The organism is Nocardia niwae NBRC 108934 = DSM 45340, from assembly GCF_001613465.1.
In the GTDB taxonomy this organism is placed as follows: Bacteria; Actinomycetota; Actinomycetes; order Mycobacteriales; family Mycobacteriaceae; genus Nocardia; species Nocardia niwae.
Map to the genome: position 1 here is coordinate 62,144 of NZ_BDCK01000036.1, position 23,467 is coordinate 85,610.

A 23,467-nucleotide genomic window follows, 5' to 3' on the forward strand; every position below is an offset into this window, starting at 1 on the left:
CATGAGCGGTCAGGCCCGCAGGCGGCAGCGCAGCGTAACCACGCAGGGCCCCGCTCATGCCGACAACACACACAGCATGACCGGTCAGGCCCGGAGGCGGCAGCGCAGCGTAACCACGCCGGACGAGAGGGACCGAGCATGAGTCGCGTCACCGCTCGCCGCCGGATGCGCCGGATCACTCCCGGTGCGGACATCCAGCGTCCGGACACCCTCGCCGTCGAGGAGCCGCTGGAAATCCGCCTCGGCGGGCAGTCGCTGACGGTCACCATGCGCACACCGGGCGCCGACATCGATCTGGTGCACGGATTCCTGTTGAGCGAGGGCATCATCGGCTCTGCCGAGGACATCGTGGCGGCCCGTTACTGTGCGGGCACCGACGACGAGGGCCGCAACACCTACAACGTCCTCGATCTCACCCTGCGCACCTCCGTGCCGGTGCGGACCCGTTCCTTCCTCACCACCGGAGCCTGCGGGCTGTGCGGCAAGACCGCTCTGGACGAAGTCCGCACCCGCACCCGATTTCCCCTGTCCCCCGGCGGCCCCGCGGTGGACACCCGCGTCCTGGCCGCCTTGCCGGACAGCCTGCGCGACCGCCAGTCCGTCTTCGACGCCACCGGCGGCCTGCACGCCGCCGGCCTGTTCACCTCCGAGGGCAGGCCACTGGCCGTGCGCGAGGACATCGGCAGGCACAATGCCGTCGACAAGGTGATCGGCTGGGCGCTCCGCGAAACTCGCGTACCCGGCCATGATCTCGTACTGATCGTCAGCGGGCGCGCCTCCTTCGAACTGGTGCAGAAAGCCGTCATGGCCGGGATTCCGATACTCGGCGCGGTCTCCGCGCCCAGTTCGCTTGCCGTCGACCTCGCTGCCGAGGCCGGGCTCACCCTGGTCGGCTTCCTCCGCGGCGACACCATGAACATCTACAGCGCCCCCGAACGAGTCCACCGTGCCCCGGGTGCCGACTCGTTGTTGGCCTGACTCACTATTGCCCGCGCCGGGTACCCGTTTTACCGTGACTGCACGGAGCCGGAACGGGTTCGGCGAGAACGGAGCGGCCGATGCGGATCTCGGTGGAGGGGAATTCCGATGGCCTGCGGGTGCGGATGCGATTCCAGCAGTACCGCCGCCTGTTGCTCACGCGCATCGTGCTGGCCGTCTTGGCGGTGCAAGGAGCGATCGTCGGCCTCTGGGCCACCCTCGCGCCGCAGTCCTGGTACACCAGTTTTCCGGGGTTCGGCATCCGGTGGGTGGCGGCGGACGGCCCGTACAACCACCATCTGGCCGCCGACGTCGGGTCCTTCTTCCTGGCGCTGACAGCGGTGACGATCGCCGCGCTGGTGGTCAACCGGGTCACGGCGGCCCGGCTCGCCGGCATCGGCTGGCTGACCTTCGGCGTCCCCCATTTCCTGTACCACGTTCTCCACCACCCCGCCGGGCTCGGCGCGGCCAGCTTCACGGCCAGCGTGATCGCGGCTTTCCTGCTCGTGGCCGGTGGAGCGGTGTGTGTCTTCGTGCCGCCGCGCGGCGACCTGCCGCTGTCGGACCCGCAGCCGGTCACCCTGCGTTTTCCGCGCCGCCGTCCGCGCGCCTCCGCCGATCGGCGAGCCCGGGACGCCCGTGGGAGATCACCACGGGCGTGATCCGGTGCGTCCACGGATGACCCCGCGGCCGCCGAATTCCCCGCCCGTCAGTCCTTCAGCGCTTCGAGCAGTGCCGCGCGCTGACGCGCGCCCAGACCACCGATGCGGCGATCCTCGGGGATCTCCGCCTGGTCCATCAACTTGGCGGCCTTCACCGGCCCGACACCGGGCAGCGCTTTGATCACCGCGGCCACCTTGGTCTTCTTGACCAGCTCGTCGGAGTCGGCCTTCTTCAGCAGGTCCGCGACCGAGACCTTGCCCTCCTTCACCTTGCCGATCAGTTCGGAGCGTGCCTTGCGGACCGCAGCCGCCTTGGCCAAGGCCTCGGTGCGCTGCTCTGCGGTCATGGTAGGCAGTGCCATGTCTCCTCCGCTTCCACTCGTCACTCGAACGTCTGGTTGACCGGACCGAGTAAACAGCACGGCACCGGGCGCGCAAGCTCGACACACCGGGGCACGAGCAGCGGAAATGGCGATGAATTTCCCCGATCGACGCCGTCGGAACCGGTAACCGTCCGATGCACGACGGGCGAAAAGGACGAAAGGAACACCGGTAACGCGGGGGCCGCGGTTCCCGACAGAATCAGCAGATGACGAACGCGGGCCATGGTTCAACGGCGAACCGGGGGGATCAACGGCGATCCCCCGAGTCCGGACGGTCGCTCACCGGAGAACGCCGTCCAGATCCCGCGACAATCGAGCGACAGCGCGCCGCGCACAGCCGTGACAGCATGGCGGCATGGCGCCGAGCACTTCGCCGGGCACGCCCTCGTCCGCGGTTCTGTGGCTGTGGGCCGGGCAGGCGATCTATCGCGGGCCATCGCTGCGTCTGCAGGCGCATTCGACCGCGGTCGACTGCCTTGCCGTAGGGGTGGACGCTCCGTTCACATTGGAGGCCGACGGCGGCGCGCACATCTTGCGCAGCGCGCTGATTCCGCCGCGCCGGATGCACCGGCTGATCGCGGGCGGCGGCCAGATGCTGTTCTGTTATCTCGACCCGGGCTCCCGCGGCGCCCGGGCATGCCGCGACCGGATGTCGCGGTGGCACAACGAATTCGGACTGGATCACCGAGCGGAGGCCGCGCTGGCCGCCGCCGCGACCGGAGCGCGCCCCGATCCGCGCGCGCTGGCCGGACTCGCCGCGATCGCGCCGACGCCCGCGACGGACCGTCGAGTAGCGGAGGCGATGGCGACCCTGCTCGCCCATCCGGCGCGAGATGTCCCAGCAGGCCGGTTCGCCGCCGCCGCGCATCTGTCGGAGTCGCGCTTCCTGCACCTGTTCGCCGCCCAGGCGGGGACGTCGTTCCGCCGGTACCGGCTCTGGGGCAGGATGCTCGGCGCCGGACGCGCCGTCGCCGAGGGCGCGAACCTCACCGTGGCGGCGGCCCACGCGGGATTCGCCAGTCCTTCGCATTTCAGTGACGCCTTCCGCACTCTGTTCGGGCTGTCGGCCACCGCGCTGCTCGCGACGGGGGTCCGGATCGTCGTGCTGGACGAGGCGGAAGGGATCGAATCGGGCGCGCGACCTTGCTAGGCTAGAAACTAGAACACGTTTCACTTCGGAGGAGACTCGATGGCCAAACAGATCCGCGACGTGGTCGAGCAGTACGTCAAGCTGGTCGGCTCGGGGCCGACCGAGGACATCGTCGAGCTGTACGCGCCCGACGCGATCGTGGAGGATCCGGTCGGCACCCCGCCCAAGCGGGGCCACGCCGCCATCCGCGAGTTCTACGAGGTGATCGCTGCACTCGATCGGGAGACCGAGCTGCGGCCCGAGGACGTCAGGATCGCGGGCAATCAGGCCGCGTTCCCGTTCACCATCGTCACCAAGGTCGGTGGACAGCGCTTCGTCCTGTCGCCGATCGACGTGATGGAGTTCGACGAGGAGGGCCGGATCACCGGGATGCGCGCCTACTGGAGCCAGGAGGACATGCGGGTCGAGCCCGAGTAGCACGCGCGGCGGCCGGGTGCGCCACGTCACATCGCGGCCCCATCACATTCCGGCACGGTCTCTCGTCCGAGAAGTAGGAACCAGATCCGCTGATCGAAGGAGATCGACATGGGCGCCACCCGTATCGCCGCCGTCACCCCGCAGCAGGCCGGACCGACGACCAAGCTGCTCTACCGGCTGGCCAAGCGCCGCTTCCGCGAAGTGCCGGAGCCCTTCGCCGTCACCGCCAACCATCCCGGACTGCTGACCGCGAGCGCGGTGCACGAGACGATGGTGGACAAGGCCAGCAACGCCCTGCCTGCCGTCATCCGGGAAATCGCCGTCTATCGCACGGCGTGGACGATCGGCTGTTCCTGGTGCGTCGACTTCGGCGCCATGCTCATGCGCCTGGGCGAACTGGACGTCGCACGGCTCGAGCACATCGCCGACTACGCGACCTCGCCGCTGTACTCCGAGGACGAGCGCGCCGCCATCGCCTACGCCGACGCGATGACGGCCACGCCGACGGCGGTCACCGACGAGCAGGTCGCCGACCTGGAGCGGCGCTTCGGCCGAGCCGGCGTCGTGGAACTCAGCTATCACATCGCACTGGAAAACTCACGCGCCCGGTTCAATTCGGCCCTCGGGATCACCGCGCAGGGCTTCAGCACCGATTCGTGCCGGGTGCCATGGGCGTGAAAAGACCGCGGCGCTGCGGGCAAGGTCGGGTCGACCTGGTCTTTCAGCGCCGCGTGTACTCCGGACTGTCGCTACGGCCCGGAATGCACTAAGAATATGAGATGTTGACGTCGCCTGGCCGGATCGCGGTCGGCGAACTGCCGTGGCGAATGTCGCCGAACGGCGGGCCGTGCCGGCGTCTTCGGTTTCTCGAGTTCCCCTCCGCTCAACCGTTTGGAGCCGCATGCTCGACGAACAGGCCACGGACGACGATGTCGTACGGCTGGCGAGACGAGTCGAGAAGGCCCGCGGCCGTCTCGCCTACCAGTTCGACCCGGCGCTGACCGGCGCGCTGTCGGAGGAGGAACTGCTCGCGGAACGCGAACTGGCCGAACGTATCCGGACCCAGGATCGCGACCAGCGCTGGAAGCATGCCGAGGCGTCCGCCTCGGCCTCCGACCGCGCGCGGCACACCGCGGAGGCCATCGAGAAGGCCGAGATCAGGGACCTGCTGCTGGCGCGCAAGGCCATCGCCGCACAGCGGCGCGCGTCCAGCCCGCATGCCAGGCTGGCGTCGCTGTACCGGCACCGCTCCTGGTCGCTCGGGGCGCTGGCGGGTGTGGTGGCCGCAGGAATGCTGTGGTCGGCGGTCAATGTGCAGCACAACATCGCGCCGGGCGGACCGACCGATCCGCTGTACTGGTTCAGCTACCTGCTCGAGGCCATGATCAGCGTGTCGCTGATCATCATCATGATCGGCACCAACAAGGTCACCGAGTGGGGCGTGCTGGACAACCGCAGCCAGGTGGCGGCGGCCGAGGTCGCCTTGCTCGCGCTCACCGTCGGATTGAACACCTACCCGTATGTGAGTGCCGGACGGTGGTTCGACGCTGCCGTGCACGGCGTCGCCCCGGTGATGATCGGCGTCGCGCTGCTGATCCACGACGCCGCGAGCGCCCGATACGGACGCGCCATCAGCTACGCCACCGAGCAGGTACGGAATCTGCCCGACCCGACCGGGCACGAGCCCTTGCCGGAACACTCCTCGGAGGACGTCCGCACCGGCGCGGACACCGTCCTTTCGCTGGATCTGCACGCCCCGGTGATGCAAGGCGCGCACAGCTAGATATCGTCCCGCCCCGCAACGGAAGTCGTCCCCCCTCGCGGGGCCGCCTGCCGACGGCGCGAGCCGCCGCGTGCAGAGCGGCACTCACCCACCGCGGCGGACTTCCTAGTACGGGTACCGCCGTTCGACCGCGTCCTTGGCCTCTTTGAGCCCGCATCCCGTGAGCTCGCGATATCGCTTGATCGCGTGAATCTTCCTGCCTTGCATCAGGAGTGCGTCGATCTCGACCATACCGTCGCCTCGCGGGACCGGCGGCGCGGCGCGCGGCGGCGCGACCGCAGGCGCCTCGATGCCCAGCTGGGCCATGATCAGATCGAGCTTGAGGTGCAACGCGTCGACCTTGCGTTCCAAGCGCCGGTTGGCAAACATGATCCGATCGTAACGACCGGCGCATCAAGCCGCGTCGAGCACGGCGTCGGCGAGGCTCGTCACGGTCTCGAAGCGCCCGAGATCGTCGGCCAGCCGCAACAGCCGGTCCACGCATCGGGTGCCGGTGACCAGGCGCAGCCTGCGACCGGTCTGCGTCAGCACGGACCGTACGTCGACCAGGACGTACAAACCGGCGACGCCGAAGAACGTCACCTTGGATAGATCGACGACCACGAGCGGCGCCGCTGTCCCCAGCGAGCCGATCACCCTGCGACGGAACACCTCGACGGTGTAGTGGTCGACCTCGCCCGCGAGCGCGCAGAGCGTGACCAGGTCGCTCGGGGCGGTGACGGAGATCTTCAGCCGCTCAGCGGGGTGATCGGCATTGCGAGCAGCGTTGAGAACGTACGTGGGGTTGGCCAAGCCTGCCGACATGAGGACCTCGGTCCTGTCGCCCGCAGCGAATCGCCGGATGGCACGCTCGCGGGTACTGAGGCGCTCCGGACGACACGTCCGCCGGAACTAGGCTGTTTGCTTCAACCCTCACGAAGGAGTACCCCCGAGGGCCGGTCGCTACACCTGTATTACGCCGACTTCTCCCGGCGCTCCGGGCGCTGCGGCTTACGCGGCACGATGGTGGGCAGCACGTTGTCGTTGACCGTGTCCGCGTTCACGACCACCTTCGCGACGTCGTCGCGGCTGGGGATGTCGTACATCGCGGGCTGCAGGACCTCTTCCATGATCGCCCGCAGGCCGCGCGCGCCGGTGCCCCGCAGGATCGCCTGATCGGCGACGGCCTCCAGCGCGTCGTCGGTGAACTCGAGGTCGACCCCGTCCATCTCGAACAACCGGACATACTGCTTGACCAGCGCGTTCTTCGGCTCGGAGAGAATCTTGACCAGCGATTCCTTGTCCAGATTGGTCACCGAGGCCACGACGGGCAGACGGCCGATGAACTCGGGGATCAAGCCGAACTTGATCAGGTCCTCGGGCATGACCTCCGCGAAGTGATCGGTGGTGTCGATCTCGGCCTTGGACCGCACCTCGGCGCCGAAACCGATACCGCGGTGGCCGGTGCGGTCGGAGATGATCTTCTCCAGACCGGCGAAAGCGCCCGCCACGATGAACAGCACGTTGGTGGTGTCGATCTGGATGAACTCCTGGTGCGGGTGCTTGCGCCCGCCCTGCGGCGGCACGCTCGCCTGGGTGCCCTCCAGGATTTTCAGCAGAGCCTGCTGCACGCCCTCACCGGACACATCGCGGGTGATCGACGGGTTCTCGCTCTTGCGGGCGATCTTGTCGACCTCGTCGATGTAGATGATGCCGGTCTCGGCGCGCTTGACGTCGTAGTCGGCGGCCTGGATCAGCTTCAGGAGGATGTTCTCGACGTCCTCGCCGACATATCCGGCCTCGGTCAGCGCGGTGGCGTCGGCGATGGCGAACGGCACGTTCAGCATCTTCGCCAACGTCTGGGCCAGGTAGGTCTTGCCACAGCCGGTGGGACCCAGCATCAAGATGTTGGACTTGGCCAGCTCGACGGTCTCGCCGCGGCTGTCGCGACCCTTGTCACCGGCCTGGATGCGCTTGTAGTGGTTGTAGACGGCCACCGCGAGAGTGCGCTTGGCGGTGTCCTGGCCGATGACGTAGTTCTCCAGGAAGTCCCGGATCTCGGCCGGCTTGGGCAGCTCATCGAGCTTCACCTCGCTGGACTCGGCGAGTTCCTCCTCGATGATCTCGTTGCAGAGATCGATGCACTCGTCGCAGATGTACACCCCTGGTCCCGCAATGAGCTTCTTGACCTGCTTCTGGCTCTTTCCGCAGAACGAGCACTTCAGCAGATCGCCGCCATCTCCGATGCGCGCCATCTCGTGGGTCCCTACTTCCTTGTCCGCGTGCAACCGTCCGTCCAGGTTGCCAGCTGTCCACCACTTTCGCAGCCGCAAACGCATCGGCTGATCCGTGGCCGGTGGGCAGTGCTGTCAACCGGGAGCAAAGGTCCCTAGGTTGACCGTACCCGGTGTTCGGGATGGAGGTCGACAACTCGCGCATGTTTCTCGCGCGGGTTGTGCGAGTCGTCACGACGCCGAAAGACGAAGCGCCCGCCGGATCGGACAATCGAGACCTCCGGACCGCCCAGCGCGCCACGCCGGGGTTCGAACACATTCTCGAACCCGCGGCGGCGCGTAAACGGTCCGGCCGGGCGGCATGCCCCATTGCGTACTTCCCGGCCGGAATTCCCTGTCATAGAGCGAATTCGAGCGAATCGCCGCCGGGATCGGCAATTCGCACCGCCGTCCCGGCCCGTCCGGAAACGACGATCGGCGCCTTATTTCTGCGCGCTGAGCTTGCGGTAGTCGAACACCGTGTCGATGATCCCGTACTCCTTGGCCTCCTCGGCCGTCAGGATCTTGTCACGGTCGGTGTCCTTGCGGATGGTGTCGGCGTCCTTGCCGGTGTGCCGCGCGAGGGTGGTCTCCATCAGGCGACGCATGCGCTCGATCTCGGCGGCCTGGATCTCCAGGTCCGACACCTGACCCTGGATGCCACCTTCCAGCGACGGCTGGTGGATCAGCACACGGGCGTTGGGCAGGCAGGCGCGCTTGCCGGGGGTGCCCGCGGCCAGCAGCACGGCCGCGGCCGAGGCGGCCTGGCCCAGGCAGACCGTGGCGACGTCGGCGCGCACGTACTGCATGGTGTCGTAGATGGCCATCAGCGAGGTGAACGAGCCACCCGGCGAGTTGATGTACATGGTGATGTCGCGGTCGGGATCCAGCGACTCCAGCACCAGCAGCTGCGCCATGATGTCGTTCGCCGAGGCGTCGTCCACCTGCACGCCGAGGAAGATGATGCGCTCTTCGAACAGCTTGTTGTACGGGTTGGACTCCTTGACGCCGAAGCTCGAGTGCTCGATGAACGACGGCAGGATGTAGCGCGCCTGCGGGCTCTGCGGTGCGATGCCGGACAGGCCGGCGCGCGGGTCGATCGAATTGGCCATCTTCGTCTCCAAAGTCGGTGCGGCGGCCGGACGTTCGAGGTGTCCGGGGGCCTGTGGGTGATCCGGTGCGTTACTTCTTGGCGCCGTTGGCCTGATTCGCGTGGCTGATCACGTGGTCGATGAAGCCGTACTCCAGGGCTTCGGACGCGGTGAACCAGCGGTCGCGGTCGGCGTCGGCGGTGACCTGCTCGACCGACTTGCCGGTGTGCAGCGCCTGCAGCTCGTTCAGCTCGCGCTTGGTGTGCGCGAACTGCTCGGCCATGATCGCGATGTCGGCCGCCGAGCCGCCGATGCCCGCGGAGGGCTGGTGCATCATGATGCGCGCGTGCGGCAGCGCGTAACGCTTGCCCTTGGTGCCCGCGGTCAGCAGGAACTGTCCCATCGAGGCGGCCAGGCCCATGCCGTAGGTCGCGATATCGCACTCGGCGAACTGCATCGTGTCGTAGATGGCCATGCCCGCGGTCACCGAGCCGCCCGGCGAGTTGATGTAGAGCGAGATGTCCTTGGTGGGATCCTCCGCCGACAGCAACAGGATCTGCGCGCACAGCTTGTTCGCGATGTCGTCGTCGACCTGCGTGCCCAGGAAGATGATGCGCTCACGCAGCAGGCGCTCGTACACCGAATCACTGAGGTTGAGACCAGCAGTCGCGGTTGTCATGACCCCTGCCTGGTTGATTGTCACGGATACCTGCCTTCTCTCGCCGGCTCGTTGCGGATTGCCACATAGCCATCATCGGTTGGATATGCCACACCCGGTCGGACAGGGCTATCCAACTTGCCGTCACAAACATTAACGAAGCAGGGCGGCACCGAACTCCCGGTACCGCCCTTTCTTCGCTCACAGCGCAATCAGCGCACCTCGCGGGCGTCGATCACGCCGACATTCCATGGAATTATTCGGCGTCCGCCGCGGCCGTCTCGGCAGCCTGGTCCTCGTCCGCCGAATCGGCGGGCGCGCCGAACATTTCGGCGGTGTCCACCGGGTTGCCCGCGGAGTCGGTGACGGTCACCTGGCCGACCACTCCCGCCAGCGCCTTGCCGCGCCGCACGTCGGCGAAGATCGCGCCGAGCTGGCCCGCCTGCTGCACCTGCTGGATGAACTGCTCCGGCGACAGGCCGTAGCGCTGCGACTGGAACAGGATCCGCTCGGTGAGCTCCTCCTGACCGACCTGGGTGCCCTCCGCCTCGGCGATCGCGTCCAGCAGCAGCTGGGTCTTGACCGACTTCTCGGCGGACTGCTTGGTGTCGGCGTCGAACTCCTCGCGAGTGCTGCCCTGCGCCTCGAGCGCCTCGGCGAACTTGGCCTCGTCGTGGTCGAAGCCGTGCACCGCGTCGTGGGTCACCGCGTCGATCTCGGCCTGCACGACGGCCTCGGGCAGCGGCACCTCGACCTGCTCGAGCAGGGTGTCGAGCACCTTGTCGCGGATCTCGCCCGCCTGCTGCACCTTCTTGACCCGCTCGACGCGGCTGCGCAGATCGGTCTTCAGCTCCTCCAGCGTGTCGAATTCACTGGCCAGCTGGGCGAACTCGTCGTCGGCCTCGGGCAGCTCGCGCTCCTTGACGGTTTGCACCGTCACGGTGATGACCGCCTCCTTGCCCGCGTGCTCGCCCGCCACCAGCGTGGAGGTAAACTCCTTCGATTCACCGGCCGACAATCCGACCAGCGCCTCGTCGAGGCCCTCGATGAGCTGACCGGAGCCGACCTCGTGGGACAGGCCGGTCGTGGCGGCCTCGGCCACCTCCTCGCCGTCCACGGTCGCCGAGAGGTCGATGGAGACGAAGTCGCCGTTCTGCACCGGGCGCTCGACCCCGGTCAGGGTGCCGAAGCGCTGACGCAGCGACTGCAACTGCTCCTCGATGTCCTCGTCGCCGACGGTGAAGGCGTCGACGGTGACCGCGATGCTCGCGTAGTCCGGCAGGGTGATCTCCGGACGCACGTCGACCTCGGCGGTGAAGGCGAGCTCCTGACCGTCCTCGATCTTGGTGATCTCGATCTCGGGCTGCCCGATGACCTTCACCTCGGAGGTGGTGACGGCCTCGCTGTAACGACCGGGCAGCGCGTCGTTGACGACCTGCTCCAGGATCGCGCCACGGCCGAGGCGGGCCTCGAGCAGCTTCGCCGGCGCCTTACCGGGACGGAAGCCGGGGATGCGAACCTGCTTGGCCAGCGCCTTGTACGCGCGATCGAAATCCGGCTTCAACTCCTCGAAGGGCACCTCGACGTTGATCCGGACCCGGGTCGGGCTCAGCTGCTCGACGGTGCTCTTCACGGACATGCTCCTTGTTCGTTGTTCGTACTGGTTGACGTTCTGTGTGCGGTGCCACGCCCCCGGCACTCCGGGGTCGGAACGGCGGGCGAGGCGGCCCTACGCCGGTTGCCGCGCTCCCCCACCGGCGCCGATCCGGACCGGAGTCCCGGCCTCGGCCGGGACGACGAGGGGTGCGGCGTACGCCACGCATCTCGACCAGGTTAGTTGACCGGCCGAGCGGGCCTGCACCCGGCGGTGGCTCGGCGGCCGCGCTACTTCCCCACCGAGACCGCGTCGGTGACGAAGACCAGCGTCTCGTACGGCGCGATGCCGCGCCCGCCCGCGCCGTAGCCCAGCTCCGGCGGCACGATCAGCAACCGGCGCGCGCCCTCCCGGACGCCGACGAGTCCCTGATCCCAGCCGTCGATGACCTGGCCCGCGCCCAGGTCGAGGCGGAACGGCTTGCCGCGATCGAACGAACTGTCCAGCGTCTTCTTGTCCGACCAGGTGACCAGCGCGTAATTCATGGTGAGCGGCTGTCCCGGCGCGGCGCCGGGCCCGCTGCCCTCCTTCAAGTCCTTGACGATCAGCTGCTTGGGTGGGTCGCAGTTGTCGGGGATGGTGATCTTCGGCGCGGCGCCGAAGTCTCCGCTGACGGTGATGTCCTCGGCGGTGCACTCCCGGCCCTTGCTCTGCGTGGCCGGGCGCTGCGCGGAAGCCCCGGCCGCCGCGGTGGTCTTCGTCGCCGAGACGGTCACGGGGGATGGCTCGTCGTCCGAGCCGCAAGCCGCCAGCGCGATGGTCGTCGCGGCGAGGGCGCCGATACCGAGGATCCTTCCGAGAATGTGCATGCCGCGGACCCTAGACCACGAACGGGCATCGGGCGGCGCGAGCTTCCCGCGACACGCGTGGGCCGCCGCACGGGCCCGCTGCGGCTAGGCTGGCGGTGAATTCTCCATCCGGCGTTGTCGATTCCGGTCGGCGACCGTTGCAGGACCGGGAGAGTGGTCCCCGTCGGCGCCGCTGTCCCCGATGCCCCGAGCGTGAGGAGAGTCGGCGCATGACCCACATGGCAAGTGCAGGTGGCGACACTTCGGCGGACAACGTCGGCAGCACCGGCGGCCGGACCGTCGCCCCGCGTCCCTACCGGCTGGCGGACGTATCGGGTCCGTTGGAACGCGACGAGCTGATTTCTATCGATGCGTGGTGGCGGGCCGCCAACTATCTCTCGGTCGGACAGATCTACCTGATGGCCAATCCGCTGCTGCGTGAACCGCTGCGCGCCGAGCACGTCAAGCCGAGGCTGCTCGGGCACTTCGGCACCGTGCCCGGCCTCAATCTGGTCTGGGCGCACGCGAATCGCGTGATCCGGCAACGCGGCCTGAGCGCCGTCTTCGTCGCGGGTCCCGGGCACGGCGGTCCCGGCCCGAACGCGTGCGCGTGGCTGGAGGGCACCTACTCCGAGTGCTACAGCCACATCCCGCGAGACGCCGTGGGCATGGGCGCGCTGTTCCACCAGTTCTCCTTCCCCGGCGGGGTGCCGAGTCACTGCGCACCGGAGACGCCGGGCTCCTTCCATGAGGGCGGCGAACTCGGGTATTCGCTGCTGCACGCGTTCGGCGCCGCCTTGGACAATCCCGACCTCACCGTGTTCTGCGTGGTCGGCGACGGCGAGGCGGAGACGGGACCGCTGGCGACGAGCTGGCATGCGAACAAGTTCCTCAATCCCGCGCGCGACGGCGCCGTGCTGCCGATCCTGGCGCTGAACGAGTACAAGATCGCCAATCCGACCATCCTGGCGCGCATCCCGGAATCGGAGCTGCTCGCCCTGCTGCGCGGATACGGCTACGAGCCGATCGTCGTCGCGGGCGACGACCCCGCGACGGTCCACCAGGCGATGGCCGCGGCGGTGGACACCAGCATGGAACGCATCGATCGAATCCAGCGCGCCGCACGCGACGGCGCCGATGGGGAGCGGCCGACCTGGCCGATGATCGTGCTGCGTACGCCGAAGGGCTGGACCTGCCCGCCGGTGGTGGACGGCGACCAAGTGGAGGGCACCTTCCGGGCACACCAGGTCCCCTTGCCCGGCGCCCGCACCGATGCAGGCCATCGCGCGGTGCTGGAACAGTGGCTGCGCTCCTACCGTCCGGAGGAGCTGTTCGACGACAGCGGCGAGCCTGCGCCGGCACTGCTCGCTCAGATACCTCCGGGCAATCAGCGGATGAGCGCCAATCCGGTCGCGAACGGCGGTGCGCTGTTGCGCGACCTGCGCCTGCCTGATTGGCGCGATTACGGCGTCGAGGTGCCCGCGCCGGGCGCGACCGAGCACTCGGCCACCAGGGTGCTCGGCGGTTGGCTGCGCGAAGTCACCGCGCTCAATCCGGACAACTTCCTCACCTTCGCGCCCGACGAGCTGGCCAGCAACCGGTTGCAGGACATCCTGGAGGTCACCGGCCGCGACTGGCAGGCCGAGATCGATCCCCGCGATCAGAAACTCGACCGCAGCGGCCGCGTGGTCGAGGTGTTGTCCGAACACATGTGCCAAGGGCTGCTGGAGGGCTATCTGCTGACCGGCAGGCACGGCGTGTTCACCTGTTACGAGGCGTTCATCCACATCGTCGACGCGATGTTCAACCAGCACGCCAAATGGCTCGACGCCAGTGCGTCGGTACCGTGGCGACGCCCGATCCCCAGCCTCAACTATCTGCTGTCCTCACACGTCTGGCGGCAGGACCACAACGGCTTCACCCACCAGGACCCCGGCTTCCTGGACGTGGTGCTGAACAAGAAGGCCTCGATCGTGCGGGTGTACCTGCCGCCGGACGCGAACACCCTGCTGTCCACCTACGACCACTGCCTGCGCTCCCGGCACTACGTCAACGTGGTGGTCGCGGGCAAGCAGCCCCAGGCCGACTGGCTGTCGGTGTCCGAGGCCGCCGAGCACTGCGCGCGCGGCATCGGCATCTGGCCGTGGGCCGGCCATGGCGACGAGACGGGCACCACGCCGGACGTCGTGCTGGCCTGCGCGGGCGACGTGCCGACGCTGGAGACCCTCGCCGCCGCCGCGATCCTGCGCGAACGGCTGCCCGATCTGCGCCTCCGGGTGATCAACGTGGTGGACCTGATGCGTCTGCAACACCGGGACGACCATCCCCACGGCCTGTCCGACAGCGAGTTCGACACGCTGTTCACCAGGGACCGGCCGGTGATCTTCGCCTTCCACGGTTACCCGTGGCTGGTCCACCGGCTGACCTATCGGCGCACCAACCACGGCGAACTGCACGTCCGCGGTTATAAGGAGCGCGGGACGACCACCACGCCGTTCGACATGGTGATGCTCAACGACCTGGACCGGTACCACCTGGTGATGGACGTGATCGACAGAGTGCCGCGCCTGCGCGAGCGAGCCGCGGGCCTGCGGCAGGAGATGGCCGACGCGCGGTGGACGGCCCGGGCGTGGACCAGGGAACATGGCGAGGACATTCCGGACGTCGCCGACTGGAGCTGGCCGTACCAACGCGGTTGAGTCCGCGAGCGGGGCGGCGGCGCTGTCGCGGGCCGCGCCGCCCGCCCCGATCTGCCGGAGCCTCCCGCCGAGCCCTGGGCCCATGGAAAGTACGATCGACCGTATGGAAAGTAGCCCGCCGATCGCCGAGATCACCGACAAACGTCTCCTGCGCGGCGCGCGAACCCGCGCCACGGTACTGCGGCAGGCAGTCGACATCGCCTCGCTGGACGGGCTGGAAGGTCTCAGTTTCGGCAGGCTGGCCGCCGACACCGGATTGAGCAAGGCGGGCATCCAGACCCTGTTCCGCACAAAGGAAGCATTGCAACTGGCCGCCGTCGACTTCGCGCGCGAGCGGTTCGTGGAAGCGGTGGTCGACCCGGCCCGTTCCGCGCCGCACGGCGTCGCGCGCCTGCGCGCCCTGGTGGACCACTGGATGGTCTACGCCGAGACGCCGCTGTTCGCGGGCGGCTGCTTCCGTGTCGCGACCATGGCCGAATACGACAGCAAGCCGGGACCGGTTCGCGACGCCCTGTTCCGCGACCAGCGGGCATGGGTGCGACTGCTGGCCGGGGAACTGCGCGTGGCGGTGACCGCCGACGAGATCGGCGAGCTGGACACCGATCTGACCGCGTTTCAAATCGATGCGGTGCTCTGCGCGACCAATACCGCACTGCGACTAGGAGACCCGGATGCCGCCGACCGGGCGCGCCGCATCGTCGAGGGTTTCCTGCGACCCTCCTGAACACGCTCGGTACATCCCGGGCACGATGCGACCCCATAGTGGGCGGAACCAGGACATTCGGAAATCTCGGACAGAACCCGCTGCCACCTTGTATCTTGCGGACAACGCATTCGACGCGTTTCCGTAGCAACTCCCCCATCCGTCGCCGTTGCCGGAGGGCGCGCAGAAGGGCGGTTCGCCATGAACCACACAGCCGGAGCTACCGAGTTGGAAATCCTAGGTGCGATCTTGATGGTCGCCTGGATGGTCGTCATGTGGGCGGCCGTCGGCGTCCTCGTCGTCGCGTTGCGTAAACCCTTGCGACCATGGATTTTCCGCACCGCGCTGGGGGTGATCGCACTGGGAGTGATCGCCCAGATCGGCCATTTCCAGGAGCACGTGGCGCAGGTCGGCTACTGGATCCAGCATCCGAATTCGCCCGCGTGGATGACCCCTTGGGGCACCGGCCTGGCCAAGGGGTTCGGTGAGGTCAACCACATGAAACCCGCCCTCGGGATGGAGATCCTGCACCTGGTCGGCAATTTCCACTTCCTCGCCGGGCTGGTCGGCGTCGCCCTGGTGACCCAACACGCCTTGGAGAGCAAGGCGCGCAAGTGGGGTCGCATGGGGGTGCTGATGCAAGGCATCCACGGACTCGAGCATCTCGCGCTCACCCTGACGGTCGCGTTCGGCACCAAGGCGATCGGCTTGTCGACCATCTTCGGACTGCTCGACCCCGGGCCGGGCGCGGCGACCTACCGCATCTGGTGGCACTTCCTGGCCAACGTGATCGGCACGAGCATCTTCGCGATGGCGTTGTACTACCTGTGGCGCGAGCGCGCGGTGATCGAAGCTCCGTTCCGCAACCCGGCCGCCGCGAAGCCGGACCGAGCACCCGCGGCGAAAGATCCGGTGGCTCAGGCCTACGCGGCGGTCACCGAAGCCTGATCGGGAGACCGATCCCGCCCCGTTCGCGGCGCACGACTGCGCCGGAAGGATGTGCAGGGGATCCGACACCGCCCGCAACGGTTCGTACCGGACCTCAGCGGGATATCGAGAAAGGGCGCCCGCCAGACGGCGGGCGCCCTTTTCGTATGGGTCATGCCGACGCGACACCGCACCGGGTAAAAGGCGTGCGCAAGTCGGCAGGCCATTGGCGATTCCATCGCCCCAGCAGATAAGCGACGGCGCCGGGCTCTCGGCCGGCCCCCCTCCATGCGCGCCGACCGGTAACGACCCCGGGCCCGACTGGTCGCGTCACCCACATCACATTCGCCGCGCAGCGGTATCACTGCGGGCTCCGGCGTCGGCCCCGGCTGCGCTGACCACAAGCGCTGGTCCACCCGAGAATGCGGTCTCCGCGGATTCCCAACGGACACCCCACCGCGACGCCGTGCGCATCGCCGCTGGTCACGGCCGCGGACACCGCAAAAGAAACCCCGCATCCTTCCCAATTGCGGGAAAGCCCTCGACAACACATCGACCCGTCGACTAATGTGACGTTATCCAACGGCACGATAGATAGGGACCCGCCGATCGGACCACACCGGCCCGATCCCCGATCCCGAGGTGGCGAGATGAACGGACGCGAACGATGACCGGCATCACGCCGCACCAGCGACGGACACAGACCTGGCTCGTCCGCCCGCTGATCGTGAGCGCGATAGCGGCCACACCGGAAACCCCGGCGGCGACCGAAGCGCTGGCCGGGCCCGACGCGACCGTCGCGGCACCGCGCCCCGCAGACCCGGGCCGCCACGGATACGACAGGCCGGGCTCTTCCCATCCCGACGAGCGGGACCGAGCCGACCGGCACCGCCCCGCGGACGACACGTCCGCGACGGATGCCGCCCCGATCCCTTCCCCGCCCCCACCTCGCGCGGCAACCCCGACCATCGACGTTCGCCGCACCGCCGCCGCTCGAACCGTGCTGCCGCGCACGGCTCGAATTCCGAACGGAGACTTACGATGACCGCCACCACCCATGCCGCCGCGCGGCGACTGTTCGCCTGTGCCGCAATCGTCGGCCTGCTCACTGCGGGCGCAGCGGGCATCGCGGGCGCCGAGTCGCACTCGAGCCCCTCGGACCCGCGCAACGGCACCGGCGACACCAACGGCTGGCACCACATCGACCCGATGGGCTACAACCACCGCGACAGCGACCCCCGCCGCGCGGACGAGCACGACGACGCCATCCGCGACTACCACCAGCGCCAGAGCCGCCCGGCACCGGCCGACACCCCCACGGGCGACACCTCCGTCAGCCCCAGCTGGTCGCGCGTCGGCCGCCCGGACGGCAGCGGCTACACCGTCTGCCGCCCGCAGGCTCGCTGGTGCCAGTGATCGCCGGACCGGCTCGCTCACTCGCACCACACAACCTTCCGTGATGCCCTTCCGGGCTGACCATACCGCTACTTAGCGGCACATTACTTGAAGTATCACCTTCCCGGACAATCCACTCCGGCCGGGATAGCGCACGAAAGAGAAACGCACATGATTAAGATCCACGGGCTTCGCCGGACCGCGCGTAACGACAAGCGCGGCACGGCACGGACGCTCACCCTGCTGGCGGCGGCAGCGGTGGCGGCGGGCGGCCTGAGCCTCGGCGCGGGCACCGCCGAGGCTCAGGGCGCTGCCTGCCTCTGGGCCGGTGGCGCTTACGGCCCGGGCACCACGGTCGTCGCCGGCGGCTGGGCCTTCCACTGCGGAACCGACGCGGTCGGCGCGCCCTACTGGCACCGCGGCAACGCCGTGCGGCAGGCCAGCACCGTGCCCAACCCGGGCGCTTACGCCCACCCGGCAGGCCTGTTCAGCCCCGGCGCCCGCCAGTACGGCACGGAATACAACGACTACTGCGTCGGAAGCCAGCTCATCGAGGGCTCCGAGGACGTCTACCAGGTCGTCTCGGACGGCCGCGGCTCCCTCTGGTGGAAGGCCGCAGGCTCGATCGACCAGTGGGCCTTCGATCCGGGCACCGGGCCGCAGCGGTCCTGGCGGTCGGCGAGCCTCTGCTACGACGGCTCCCTGACCTGATCCGACCCGCTCTCACACGCCCGTAACCGTCGCGACGGTTACGGGCGTGTTCGCGTTCGCGCGGGCCGTCGCTCCGATTCCAGCCGGATCCGCTCGGCGAGGTCATCCGGGACATGCCAGCCGATGTCGGCCCTGGTGGCCGCCATCAGCTTCCGGCGCACGGACGCCACTTGGGCATCGACCGTCCGGATCGAGCTGCCCCGGCGCGCGGCGATGGCGCTGTTGGCCCAACCGGCCGCGGCCAGCACGGCGACCTCCCGTTCCGCTGGCGTCAGCTCTTCCCAGCGCGAGGCCGTCGACCGGTTCTGCGGACGGGGGTTGGGCAGCTGGTCGACCGGCAACCTGCCCAGCAGCAGCAACTGCAGTTCGTCGCGTTCGGGACGCAGACGGGCGCCGCGCTGGACCGCCGCCGCGTGAGCCTGCTCGCCGATGACGGCGGTGACCGCCGCGACGGCGCGCGCGGTGCCGCGCGCCACCAGCGTCACCCGGTCGGCGACGATGCCCATCGACCGGTGCAGCGTGGCGATCCCGCCTTGCAGATGGGCGATCTCGGTGGCGGCGGCCTTCGCGGCGGGGCTGCCGGTGTCGCCCGCCTCGATCCGGGCGGACAGCAGGTAGGTCAGCGCCATCATGATGAAATGCGCGACCCAGCCCGCCGTCCACGTATCCCCCGTGACCAGCAGGCGTTCCAGGGTGGACTGCCCGAGCTTGACCGCTTCCCGCGGATCGCCGTGCCGGGACACCGCGATCATCCAGGCCAGTTCGGCCCAGGAGGTCGCCCAGCCCGCGTCGGAGGCGACGGCCCGGTCCAGATGTTCCCGCGCGGCCGCGAGCGCCACGTCCGCGTCACCCAGGTTCGCATAGGTGAGCGCCCCGAACAGTTCACTGCGCTGCTCTCCGGCCCGGTCGCCCAGGGCGGCGAATTTCTCGCGCGCCCTGGACAGCACGTCGACCGCGCGCAGGTCGAGATGGATCAGCAGCAGCTCGAGGCCCCAGGTGAATTCGACGGCGGCAGGCAGCCCCGCATCGATCGCCGTCGTCTCCCGCCAGCGGCGCCGTAGCTGCGGCTCGAGGCACTCCGCGGCGCATTCGTCCAGTAGTTGCGCGGTGTAGGCGTGCCTGCCCTGCCAGATGGCGATCCAGCCCACGAGCGCGGTCGCGTTGATCCGCAGCCGGGTCGGCGGCGGATCGACCTGCGCGGTGACCTCCAGGGCCTGTTCGGTCAGGTTGGTGATGGCCCGGTTGGACCCGGTGATGAACGGGACGCGCAACGCCATCAGCGTCGCGGCGGTCTCCAGCCCGACCACGGCCTCCTCCGGGTCGGCGAGGCTGGTCTCGACGGCGATGAGAATGTTGTCCCAAGCCGCCCGCGCCCAGTCGATCCACTCCTGCTCCCGCGGGCCGTACCAGGTGGCCGGGCCCGCGGCGACGCGGTCGCGGTAGTGCCGCCGATGCCGGGCCAGCAGCCGCGCCTCGTCCAGGTGGTCGCCGCGCGTGGCCAGGCGGTCGCGCACGAACACCCGGACACTCTCCAGCAGGTAATAGCGCACCGTCGCCGCGGTGAGATGGACCGACAGCAGCGAGCGTTCCACCAGGCGTTCGAGCAGTCCCTCGATCCGCTCGGCGGGCAGCGCCGCGTCCGCGCACACCGCGACGATCGCGTCCACCTCGGCTCCGCCGCACTGCGTCTCGTCGTTCTCGGCGTCACAACCGGTGGCGAACACCGACAGGCGGTCCAGCAGCAACTGCTCGGGTGCGGTGCACAGACCGTAGGACCAGGCGATCACATCGCGCACGCTGCGGTGCCGTTCGCCGACGCCGCCTCGGGCACCGTGCGTCCACTGCAGGCGCCGATCGTCGGTGTCGCCGGACAACTCGCGCAACAGGATGGCCGGCGGCCGGTGCAGCAGCCGCGCCGCGGCCAGGCGGATGAACAGCGGGTTGTTGTCGACGTGCCCGCAGATCCGGGTGGCGATGGCGAGCTGCCCGGGTTCCTCGGGAATCGGCCGTCCGGTGCGCTCGGCCCGCCGCCGGAACAGTTCGAGGGCGTGCACGCTGGACAGCGGCGGCACGGTCACCAGGTGCTCGTCGATCCAGCCGATCGGCTCCCGGCTGGTCGCGACGATGGTCAGGCCGGGGACCTCCTGCAACAGGCCGACGACGAGGGGGCCCACTCCGCCCAGCACATGCTCGCAGTTGTCCAGCACCAGGATGGTGCGGTGCGGGCCGTCGTCGGGGGCGCCCTCGGTGAGAACCTCCAGCAAGCCGTCCCAGGCGGAGCGGCCCGCGATGCCGTTCTTCGCGACGGACAAGAGCACTTCCTCGGCGACCGCCCCGGTCTCCGCGCTCGCCGCCAGCCGGGCCAGGCGCGTCCAGTACACCGTGTGCCGCGCCGCGCCGCGATACCGCCGCACGGCTTCCACCGCCAGCGTCGTCTTGCCGATGCCGCCGGGCCCCACCAAGGTGATCAGCCGGGCGTTCGACGAATCCAGCAGAGCGTGGATCCGCCGCAGTTCGGCCTGCCTGCCCACGAACTCGACCGGCGCGGTGAGGCCGTTGCCACCACCGCTGTTCACCTCCGACATGCCGACGCACCTACCGATCCGGAAAATTACCGCTCGAGCAGCCTAATGGGCGCGAGGAGACCTCCCTCTGCGGCCACGGCTGGGCCGCCGCTCGGATTCGTAGCGGACCCGGTCGGCCAGGTCATCGGGGATGTGGGCGGCGATGTCGGCGCGGGATGCGATCATGAGCTTCTGCCGGATGGCGGCGACCTGCGCGTCGACCGTGCGGATGGAACTGTGCCTGCGCCCGGCGATGGCGCTGTTGGGCCAGCCCGCCGCCGCGAAGACGGCGACATCGCGCTCGGCCTCCGACAGGTCGCTCCAGCGCGAGACGGGCCGCCGCGGCACCGGCCGGGAAGCGGCCGGGCGGTCCGGCCGCCGGGCCGCCAGCGCCGGGTCCGTGGTCGCGGGCGGACACCACAGCGCGTCCAGCTCGGGGCGCAGCCGGGTCCGGCGCTCGGCGGCGGCGTAGGCCCGGTCACCGAGCACCGCGCGGGCGAGTTCGCCTGCCCCGCGCAACTCGGCGGCGATCAGCGGAACCCGGTCGACGGAGATGCCCATCGAACGCTGCCGCGTCTTGAAACCGCCCACCAGATAGGCGATCTCGGTCGCGGTGTCCGCGCACGCGGCGGGATCACTCCCCTCGGCTCGCCGCGCGAGAAGGACCTGGGCCAGCGCGACGATGTGCGCGCCCACCGCCCAGCTCGCCGTCCAGGTGTCCCGCTCGCCGCGGTAGCGGGTGAGCACACCGTGCGTCAGCGTCAGCGCCTCGGCGGCGGACCCGTGCTTGGCCAGCGCCACCGCCCGCGCGATCTCGGCCCAGGCCCGTGACAGCGTCGAGCCGGACGACACCGACCGCTCCAGGAACCGCGCGGTGTGCTCCAGCGCCTGCCGCCGGTCGCCGATGAGCGCGGCACAGAAAGCCACGAAGACCTCGCCGCGTTCGGCGCCGATGCGATCGCCCTGGCCGGCGAATTTGCGGCGGGCCCGGGTGAGGACGGTGATGGCGCGCGGATCGCCGCGGACGAGCATCAGCTCGAGTCCCCACATCCACTCGACCGGCGCGGGCAGCCCGAAATCTATGTCGGTGTATCGCGGGCCCGCCTCCGCGGGTAGCACGGCACGGTCGGCGAGCAGTTGCGGGATGTGATCGGTGCGGCCCTGCCACAGTGAGATCCAGCCGAGCAGTGCGGTAGCCAGGTCGGCGAGCCCGGAGGGACCGAGTCCGGATGCCCGGCCCGCTTCCAGGGCGCGCTCGGTCAACCGGGTCAGCGCGCCCGCACCGGACTTGACGTAGGGCACCTTCATCGACAGCAGTACGGTCGCGATCTCCAGGGCGACCACGGCCTCCGCCGGATCGGACAAGCCGGATTCGATGCCGAGCACGATGTCGTTCCAGGCCGATCGCGCCCACGCCAGCCATGCCTGATCGTGCGGGCCCAGCCAGATGGCCTGTCCGGCGACCACCTTGTCCCGGAAATACCGGCGGTGCCGCGCGGCGAGCCGGTCGGCCTCGCCACGATCGCGGCGGCGCAGCCGGTCGCGCGCGAACACGCGGACGCTCTGCACCAGGTACCAGCTCACCGTGGTGGTGGTGAGATGCGCCGACAGCAGCGACTGTTCGGTGAGCCGCTCCAGCAGGTGCTCGATCTCGCTCGCGGGCAGGGCGTCGTCGGCGCAGACCGCGATCGCGGCGTCGAGCTCGATGCCGCCGCGCAGCGACTCGTCGTCGGTCTCGTATCCGGCGGCGAAGACCGACAGTCGCTCGAGCAGCAACTGCTCCGAAGCGCTGCACAGCGCGAACGACCAGGCCACCACGTCGTAGACACCACGGTGGCGCTGCTCGGCGCCCGCCCGTGCCCCGTGGTTCCAGTGCAGGCGCTTGTCGTCCGCGTCGCCGGTGAGTTCGCGCAGCACCATGACCGGCGGCTGGTGCCGCAGGCGCGCCGCGGCCAAGCGGACGAACAGCGGGTTGTGGTCGACCCGGCGGCAGATCCGCGCGGCGACGTCCATCGCTTCGCGCTCGTCCGGGACCGCGCGGCCGATGAGTTGTGCCCGCTGCCGGAACAATTCGAGCGACTGCCGGGGTGACAGCGGCGGCACGGGCAGGATGTACTCGTCGGCCCAGCCGATCGGTTCCCGGCTGGTGGCCAGGATGGTCAGCCCGGGTGCGGCTTCCAGCAACTCGGCGATCATCGCCGCGACCGCGCCGAGCAGGTGTTCACAGTTGTCCAGCACCAGTACGGCGTGCTCGGTGGAACGATCTCCGCTGGTGAAGGTGCGCACGAGCGCGTCGCGGGTCGGTGGCGAGCTCAGGTCGGAGCGCACCGCCGACTGCATCACGTCCTGCGCGGTGGCGGTGCTGTCGGGCTCGAGCCCGGCCAGCCGCGCCCAGTACACCGGCCTGCGCCGGGCGCGCGCGCCGCGACGCAACGCCTCCGCCGCCAGCCGCGTCTTGCCGATACCACCCGGGCCGACCAGGGTGATCAGGCGGGCGTCGCCGTCCAGCAGCGTGCCCAGCCGGTCCAATTCCGTTTCCCGGCCGATGAATTCACTGGTGGATGCGGGCGACACGTCGCCACGTGCCTGAACCAGGGACATAAAACGAAAGTTAGCCGACGACGCGGCAATGCGCTCGACAATCAGCGGTTA

The 23,467-nt window shown here is 69.3% G+C and carries 21 protein-coding genes; 11 read left to right on the forward strand and 10 right to left on the reverse strand.

Annotated features, from left to right (window positions below; all coding sequences use genetic code 11):
* Positions 1–138: 138 nt before the first annotated feature.
* Together fdhD and NNI01S_RS25285 are read left to right on the forward strand one after the other, a co-directional pair.
* Positions 139–978 carry a formate dehydrogenase accessory sulfurtransferase FdhD gene (fdhD, locus tag NNI01S_RS25280; protein WP_063022634.1) on the forward strand — a complete coding sequence of 280 codons (840 nt, stop codon included), beginning with the start codon at positions 139–141 and terminating at the stop codon, positions 976–978.
* Between the two features lie 80 nt (positions 979–1,058).
* A complete protein-coding gene (locus tag NNI01S_RS25285) occupies positions 1,059–1,640 on the forward strand; it encodes a hypothetical protein (protein WP_063022635.1) in 582 nt (193 codons plus the stop codon).
* Positions 1,641–1,687: 47 nt separating this feature from the next.
* On the opposite strand, the gene mihF is transcribed toward NNI01S_RS25285, so the two are convergent.
* On the reverse strand, positions 1,688–2,002 hold the full coding sequence (gene mihF / locus NNI01S_RS25290; protein WP_040865486.1) for an integration host factor, actinobacterial type: 315 nt from the start codon (positions 2,000–2,002) through the stop codon (positions 1,688–1,690).
* Positions 2,003–2,378: 376 nt separating this feature from the next.
* On the opposite strand from mihF, the gene NNI01S_RS25295 reads away from it, so the two are divergent.
* The 4 genes from NNI01S_RS25295 (at position 2,379) to NNI01S_RS25310 (ending at position 5,373) form a co-directional block, all read left to right on the forward strand.
* Positions 2,379–3,173 carry an AraC family transcriptional regulator gene (locus tag NNI01S_RS25295; protein WP_063917654.1) on the forward strand — a complete coding sequence of 265 codons (795 nt, stop codon included), beginning with the start codon at positions 2,379–2,381 and terminating at the stop codon, positions 3,171–3,173.
* 39 nt (positions 3,174–3,212) lie between these two features.
* Positions 3,213–3,590 carry a nuclear transport factor 2 family protein gene (locus tag NNI01S_RS25300; RefSeq protein ID WP_063022636.1) on the forward strand — a complete coding sequence of 126 codons (378 nt, stop codon included), beginning with the start codon at positions 3,213–3,215 and terminating at the stop codon, positions 3,588–3,590.
* Between the two features lie 108 nt (positions 3,591–3,698).
* Complete coding sequence (locus NNI01S_RS25305) at positions 3,699–4,268, forward strand: carboxymuconolactone decarboxylase family protein (RefSeq protein WP_063022637.1); 570 nt, start codon at positions 3,699–3,701, stop codon at positions 4,266–4,268.
* A 223-nt stretch (positions 4,269–4,491) separates the two neighbouring features.
* On the forward strand, positions 4,492–5,373 hold the full coding sequence (locus tag NNI01S_RS25310; protein ID WP_245676363.1) for a hypothetical protein: 882 nt from the start codon (positions 4,492–4,494) through the stop codon (positions 5,371–5,373).
* Positions 5,374–5,478: 105 nt separating this feature from the next.
* On the opposite strand, the gene NNI01S_RS34760 is transcribed toward NNI01S_RS25310, so the two are convergent.
* The 7 genes from NNI01S_RS34760 to NNI01S_RS25345 form a co-directional block, all read right to left on the reverse strand.
* A complete protein-coding gene (locus NNI01S_RS34760) occupies positions 5,479–5,742 on the reverse strand; it encodes a ribosomal protein L7/L12 (RefSeq protein WP_063022638.1) in 264 nt (87 codons plus the stop codon).
* A 24-nt stretch (positions 5,743–5,766) separates the two neighbouring features.
* On the reverse strand, positions 5,767–6,177 hold the full coding sequence (locus NNI01S_RS34765) for an STAS domain-containing protein (protein ID WP_063022639.1): 411 nt from the start codon (positions 6,175–6,177) through the stop codon (positions 5,767–5,769).
* Positions 6,178–6,326: 149 nt separating this feature from the next.
* Positions 6,327–7,607, reverse strand: a complete 1,281-nt coding sequence (clpX, locus tag NNI01S_RS25325; protein WP_063022666.1) for an ATP-dependent Clp protease ATP-binding subunit ClpX — start codon at positions 7,605–7,607, stop codon at positions 6,327–6,329.
* A gap of 461 nt (positions 7,608–8,068) precedes the next feature.
* Entirely contained in the window at positions 8,069–8,737 is a 669-nt protein-coding gene (locus NNI01S_RS25330) for an ATP-dependent Clp protease proteolytic subunit (RefSeq protein ID WP_043721507.1), read from the reverse strand.
* A 70-nt stretch (positions 8,738–8,807) separates the two neighbouring features.
* Positions 8,808–9,395, reverse strand: a complete 588-nt coding sequence (locus NNI01S_RS25335) for an ATP-dependent Clp protease proteolytic subunit (RefSeq protein ID WP_039796608.1) — start codon at positions 9,393–9,395, stop codon at positions 8,808–8,810.
* A gap of 235 nt (positions 9,396–9,630) precedes the next feature.
* The gene (gene tig / locus NNI01S_RS25340) at positions 9,631–11,013 is read right to left on the reverse strand and encodes a trigger factor (RefSeq protein ID WP_174554492.1); all 1,383 of its coding nucleotides are present in this window, start codon (positions 11,011–11,013) and stop codon (positions 9,631–9,633) included.
* Positions 11,014–11,258: 245 nt separating this feature from the next.
* Positions 11,259–11,837, reverse strand: coding sequence for an FKBP-type peptidyl-prolyl cis-trans isomerase (locus tag NNI01S_RS25345; RefSeq protein ID WP_063022640.1), 579 nt, complete (start codon positions 11,835–11,837; stop codon positions 11,259–11,261).
* A gap of 209 nt (positions 11,838–12,046) precedes the next feature.
* Between NNI01S_RS25345 and NNI01S_RS25350 the strand changes: the two genes are divergently transcribed.
* The 5 genes from NNI01S_RS25350 (at position 12,047) to NNI01S_RS25375 (ending at position 18,251) form a co-directional block, all read left to right on the forward strand.
* Positions 12,047–14,515 carry a phosphoketolase family protein gene (locus tag NNI01S_RS25350; RefSeq protein ID WP_084489303.1) on the forward strand — a complete coding sequence of 823 codons (2,469 nt, stop codon included), beginning with the start codon at positions 12,047–12,049 and terminating at the stop codon, positions 14,513–14,515.
* A gap of 103 nt (positions 14,516–14,618) precedes the next feature.
* Positions 14,619–15,239, forward strand: coding sequence for a TetR/AcrR family transcriptional regulator (locus NNI01S_RS25355; RefSeq protein ID WP_174554494.1), 621 nt, complete (start codon positions 14,619–14,621; stop codon positions 15,237–15,239).
* Between the two features lie 180 nt (positions 15,240–15,419).
* Entirely contained in the window at positions 15,420–16,166 is a 747-nt protein-coding gene (locus NNI01S_RS25360; RefSeq protein ID WP_063022642.1) for a DUF6008 family protein, read from the forward strand.
* 1,020 nt (positions 16,167–17,186) lie between these two features.
* On the forward strand, positions 17,187–17,561 hold the full coding sequence (locus NNI01S_RS25370) for a hypothetical protein (RefSeq protein ID WP_063022644.1): 375 nt from the start codon (positions 17,187–17,189) through the stop codon (positions 17,559–17,561).
* 150 nt (positions 17,562–17,711) lie between these two features.
* Complete coding sequence (locus NNI01S_RS25375) at positions 17,712–18,251, forward strand: hypothetical protein (protein ID WP_063022645.1); 540 nt, start codon at positions 17,712–17,714, stop codon at positions 18,249–18,251.
* Between the two features lie 38 nt (positions 18,252–18,289).
* Here the strand turns inward: NNI01S_RS25375 and NNI01S_RS25380 are convergent, their stop codons facing one another.
* Together NNI01S_RS25380 and NNI01S_RS25385 are read right to left on the reverse strand one after the other, a co-directional pair.
* Positions 18,290–20,836 (reverse strand): ATP-binding protein, encoded by a 2,547-nt coding sequence (locus NNI01S_RS25380; RefSeq protein ID WP_063022646.1) that lies wholly within the window; start codon positions 20,834–20,836, stop codon positions 18,290–18,292.
* A 42-nt stretch (positions 20,837–20,878) separates the two neighbouring features.
* A complete protein-coding gene (locus tag NNI01S_RS25385; RefSeq protein ID WP_063022647.1) occupies positions 20,879–23,416 on the reverse strand; it encodes an ATP-binding protein in 2,538 nt (845 codons plus the stop codon).
* Positions 23,417–23,467 lie beyond the last annotated feature (51 nt).

Coding starts and splice junctions, on each gene's coding strand:
- fdhD (WP_063022634.1), top strand. CDS start 139: ATGAGTCGCGTCACCGCTCGCCGCCGGATGCGCCGGATCACTCCCGGT.
- NNI01S_RS25285 (WP_063022635.1), top strand. CDS start 1,059: ATGCGGATCTCGGTGGAGGGGAATTCCGATGGCCTGCGGGTGCGGATG.
- mihF (WP_040865486.1), bottom strand. CDS start 2,002: ATGGCACTGCCTACCATGACCGCAGAGCAGCGCACCGAGGCCTTGGCC.
- NNI01S_RS25295 (WP_063917654.1), top strand. CDS start 2,379: ATGGCGCCGAGCACTTCGCCGGGCACGCCCTCGTCCGCGGTTCTGTGG.
- NNI01S_RS25300 (WP_063022636.1), top strand. CDS start 3,213: ATGGCCAAACAGATCCGCGACGTGGTCGAGCAGTACGTCAAGCTGGTC.
- NNI01S_RS25305 (WP_063022637.1), top strand. CDS start 3,699: ATGGGCGCCACCCGTATCGCCGCCGTCACCCCGCAGCAGGCCGGACCG.
- NNI01S_RS25310 (WP_245676363.1), top strand. CDS start 4,492: ATGCTCGACGAACAGGCCACGGACGACGATGTCGTACGGCTGGCGAGA.
- NNI01S_RS34760 (WP_063022638.1), bottom strand. CDS start 5,742: ATGTTTGCCAACCGGCGCTTGGAACGCAAGGTCGACGCGTTGCACCTC.
- NNI01S_RS34765 (WP_063022639.1), bottom strand. CDS start 6,177: ATGTCGGCAGGCTTGGCCAACCCCACGTACGTTCTCAACGCTGCTCGC.
- clpX (WP_063022666.1), bottom strand. CDS start 7,607: ATGGCGCGCATCGGAGATGGCGGCGATCTGCTGAAGTGCTCGTTCTGC.
- NNI01S_RS25330 (WP_043721507.1), bottom strand. CDS start 8,737: ATGGCCAATTCGATCGACCCGCGCGCCGGCCTGTCCGGCATCGCACCG.
- NNI01S_RS25335 (WP_039796608.1), bottom strand. CDS start 9,395: ATGACAACCGCGACTGCTGGTCTCAACCTCAGTGATTCGGTGTACGAG.
- tig (WP_174554492.1), bottom strand. CDS start 11,013: ATGTCCGTGAAGAGCACCGTCGAGCAGCTGAGCCCGACCCGGGTCCGG.
- NNI01S_RS25345 (WP_063022640.1), bottom strand. CDS start 11,837: ATGCACATTCTCGGAAGGATCCTCGGTATCGGCGCCCTCGCCGCGACG.
- NNI01S_RS25350 (WP_084489303.1), top strand. CDS start 12,047: ATGACCCACATGGCAAGTGCAGGTGGCGACACTTCGGCGGACAACGTC.
- NNI01S_RS25355 (WP_174554494.1), top strand. CDS start 14,619: ATGGAAAGTAGCCCGCCGATCGCCGAGATCACCGACAAACGTCTCCTG.
- NNI01S_RS25360 (WP_063022642.1), top strand. CDS start 15,420: ATGAACCACACAGCCGGAGCTACCGAGTTGGAAATCCTAGGTGCGATC.
- NNI01S_RS25370 (WP_063022644.1), top strand. CDS start 17,187: ATGACCGCCACCACCCATGCCGCCGCGCGGCGACTGTTCGCCTGTGCC.
- NNI01S_RS25375 (WP_063022645.1), top strand. CDS start 17,712: ATGATTAAGATCCACGGGCTTCGCCGGACCGCGCGTAACGACAAGCGC.
- NNI01S_RS25380 (WP_063022646.1), bottom strand. CDS start 20,836: ATGTCGGAGGTGAACAGCGGTGGTGGCAACGGCCTCACCGCGCCGGTC.
- NNI01S_RS25385 (WP_063022647.1), bottom strand. CDS start 23,416: ATGTCCCTGGTTCAGGCACGTGGCGACGTGTCGCCCGCATCCACCAGT.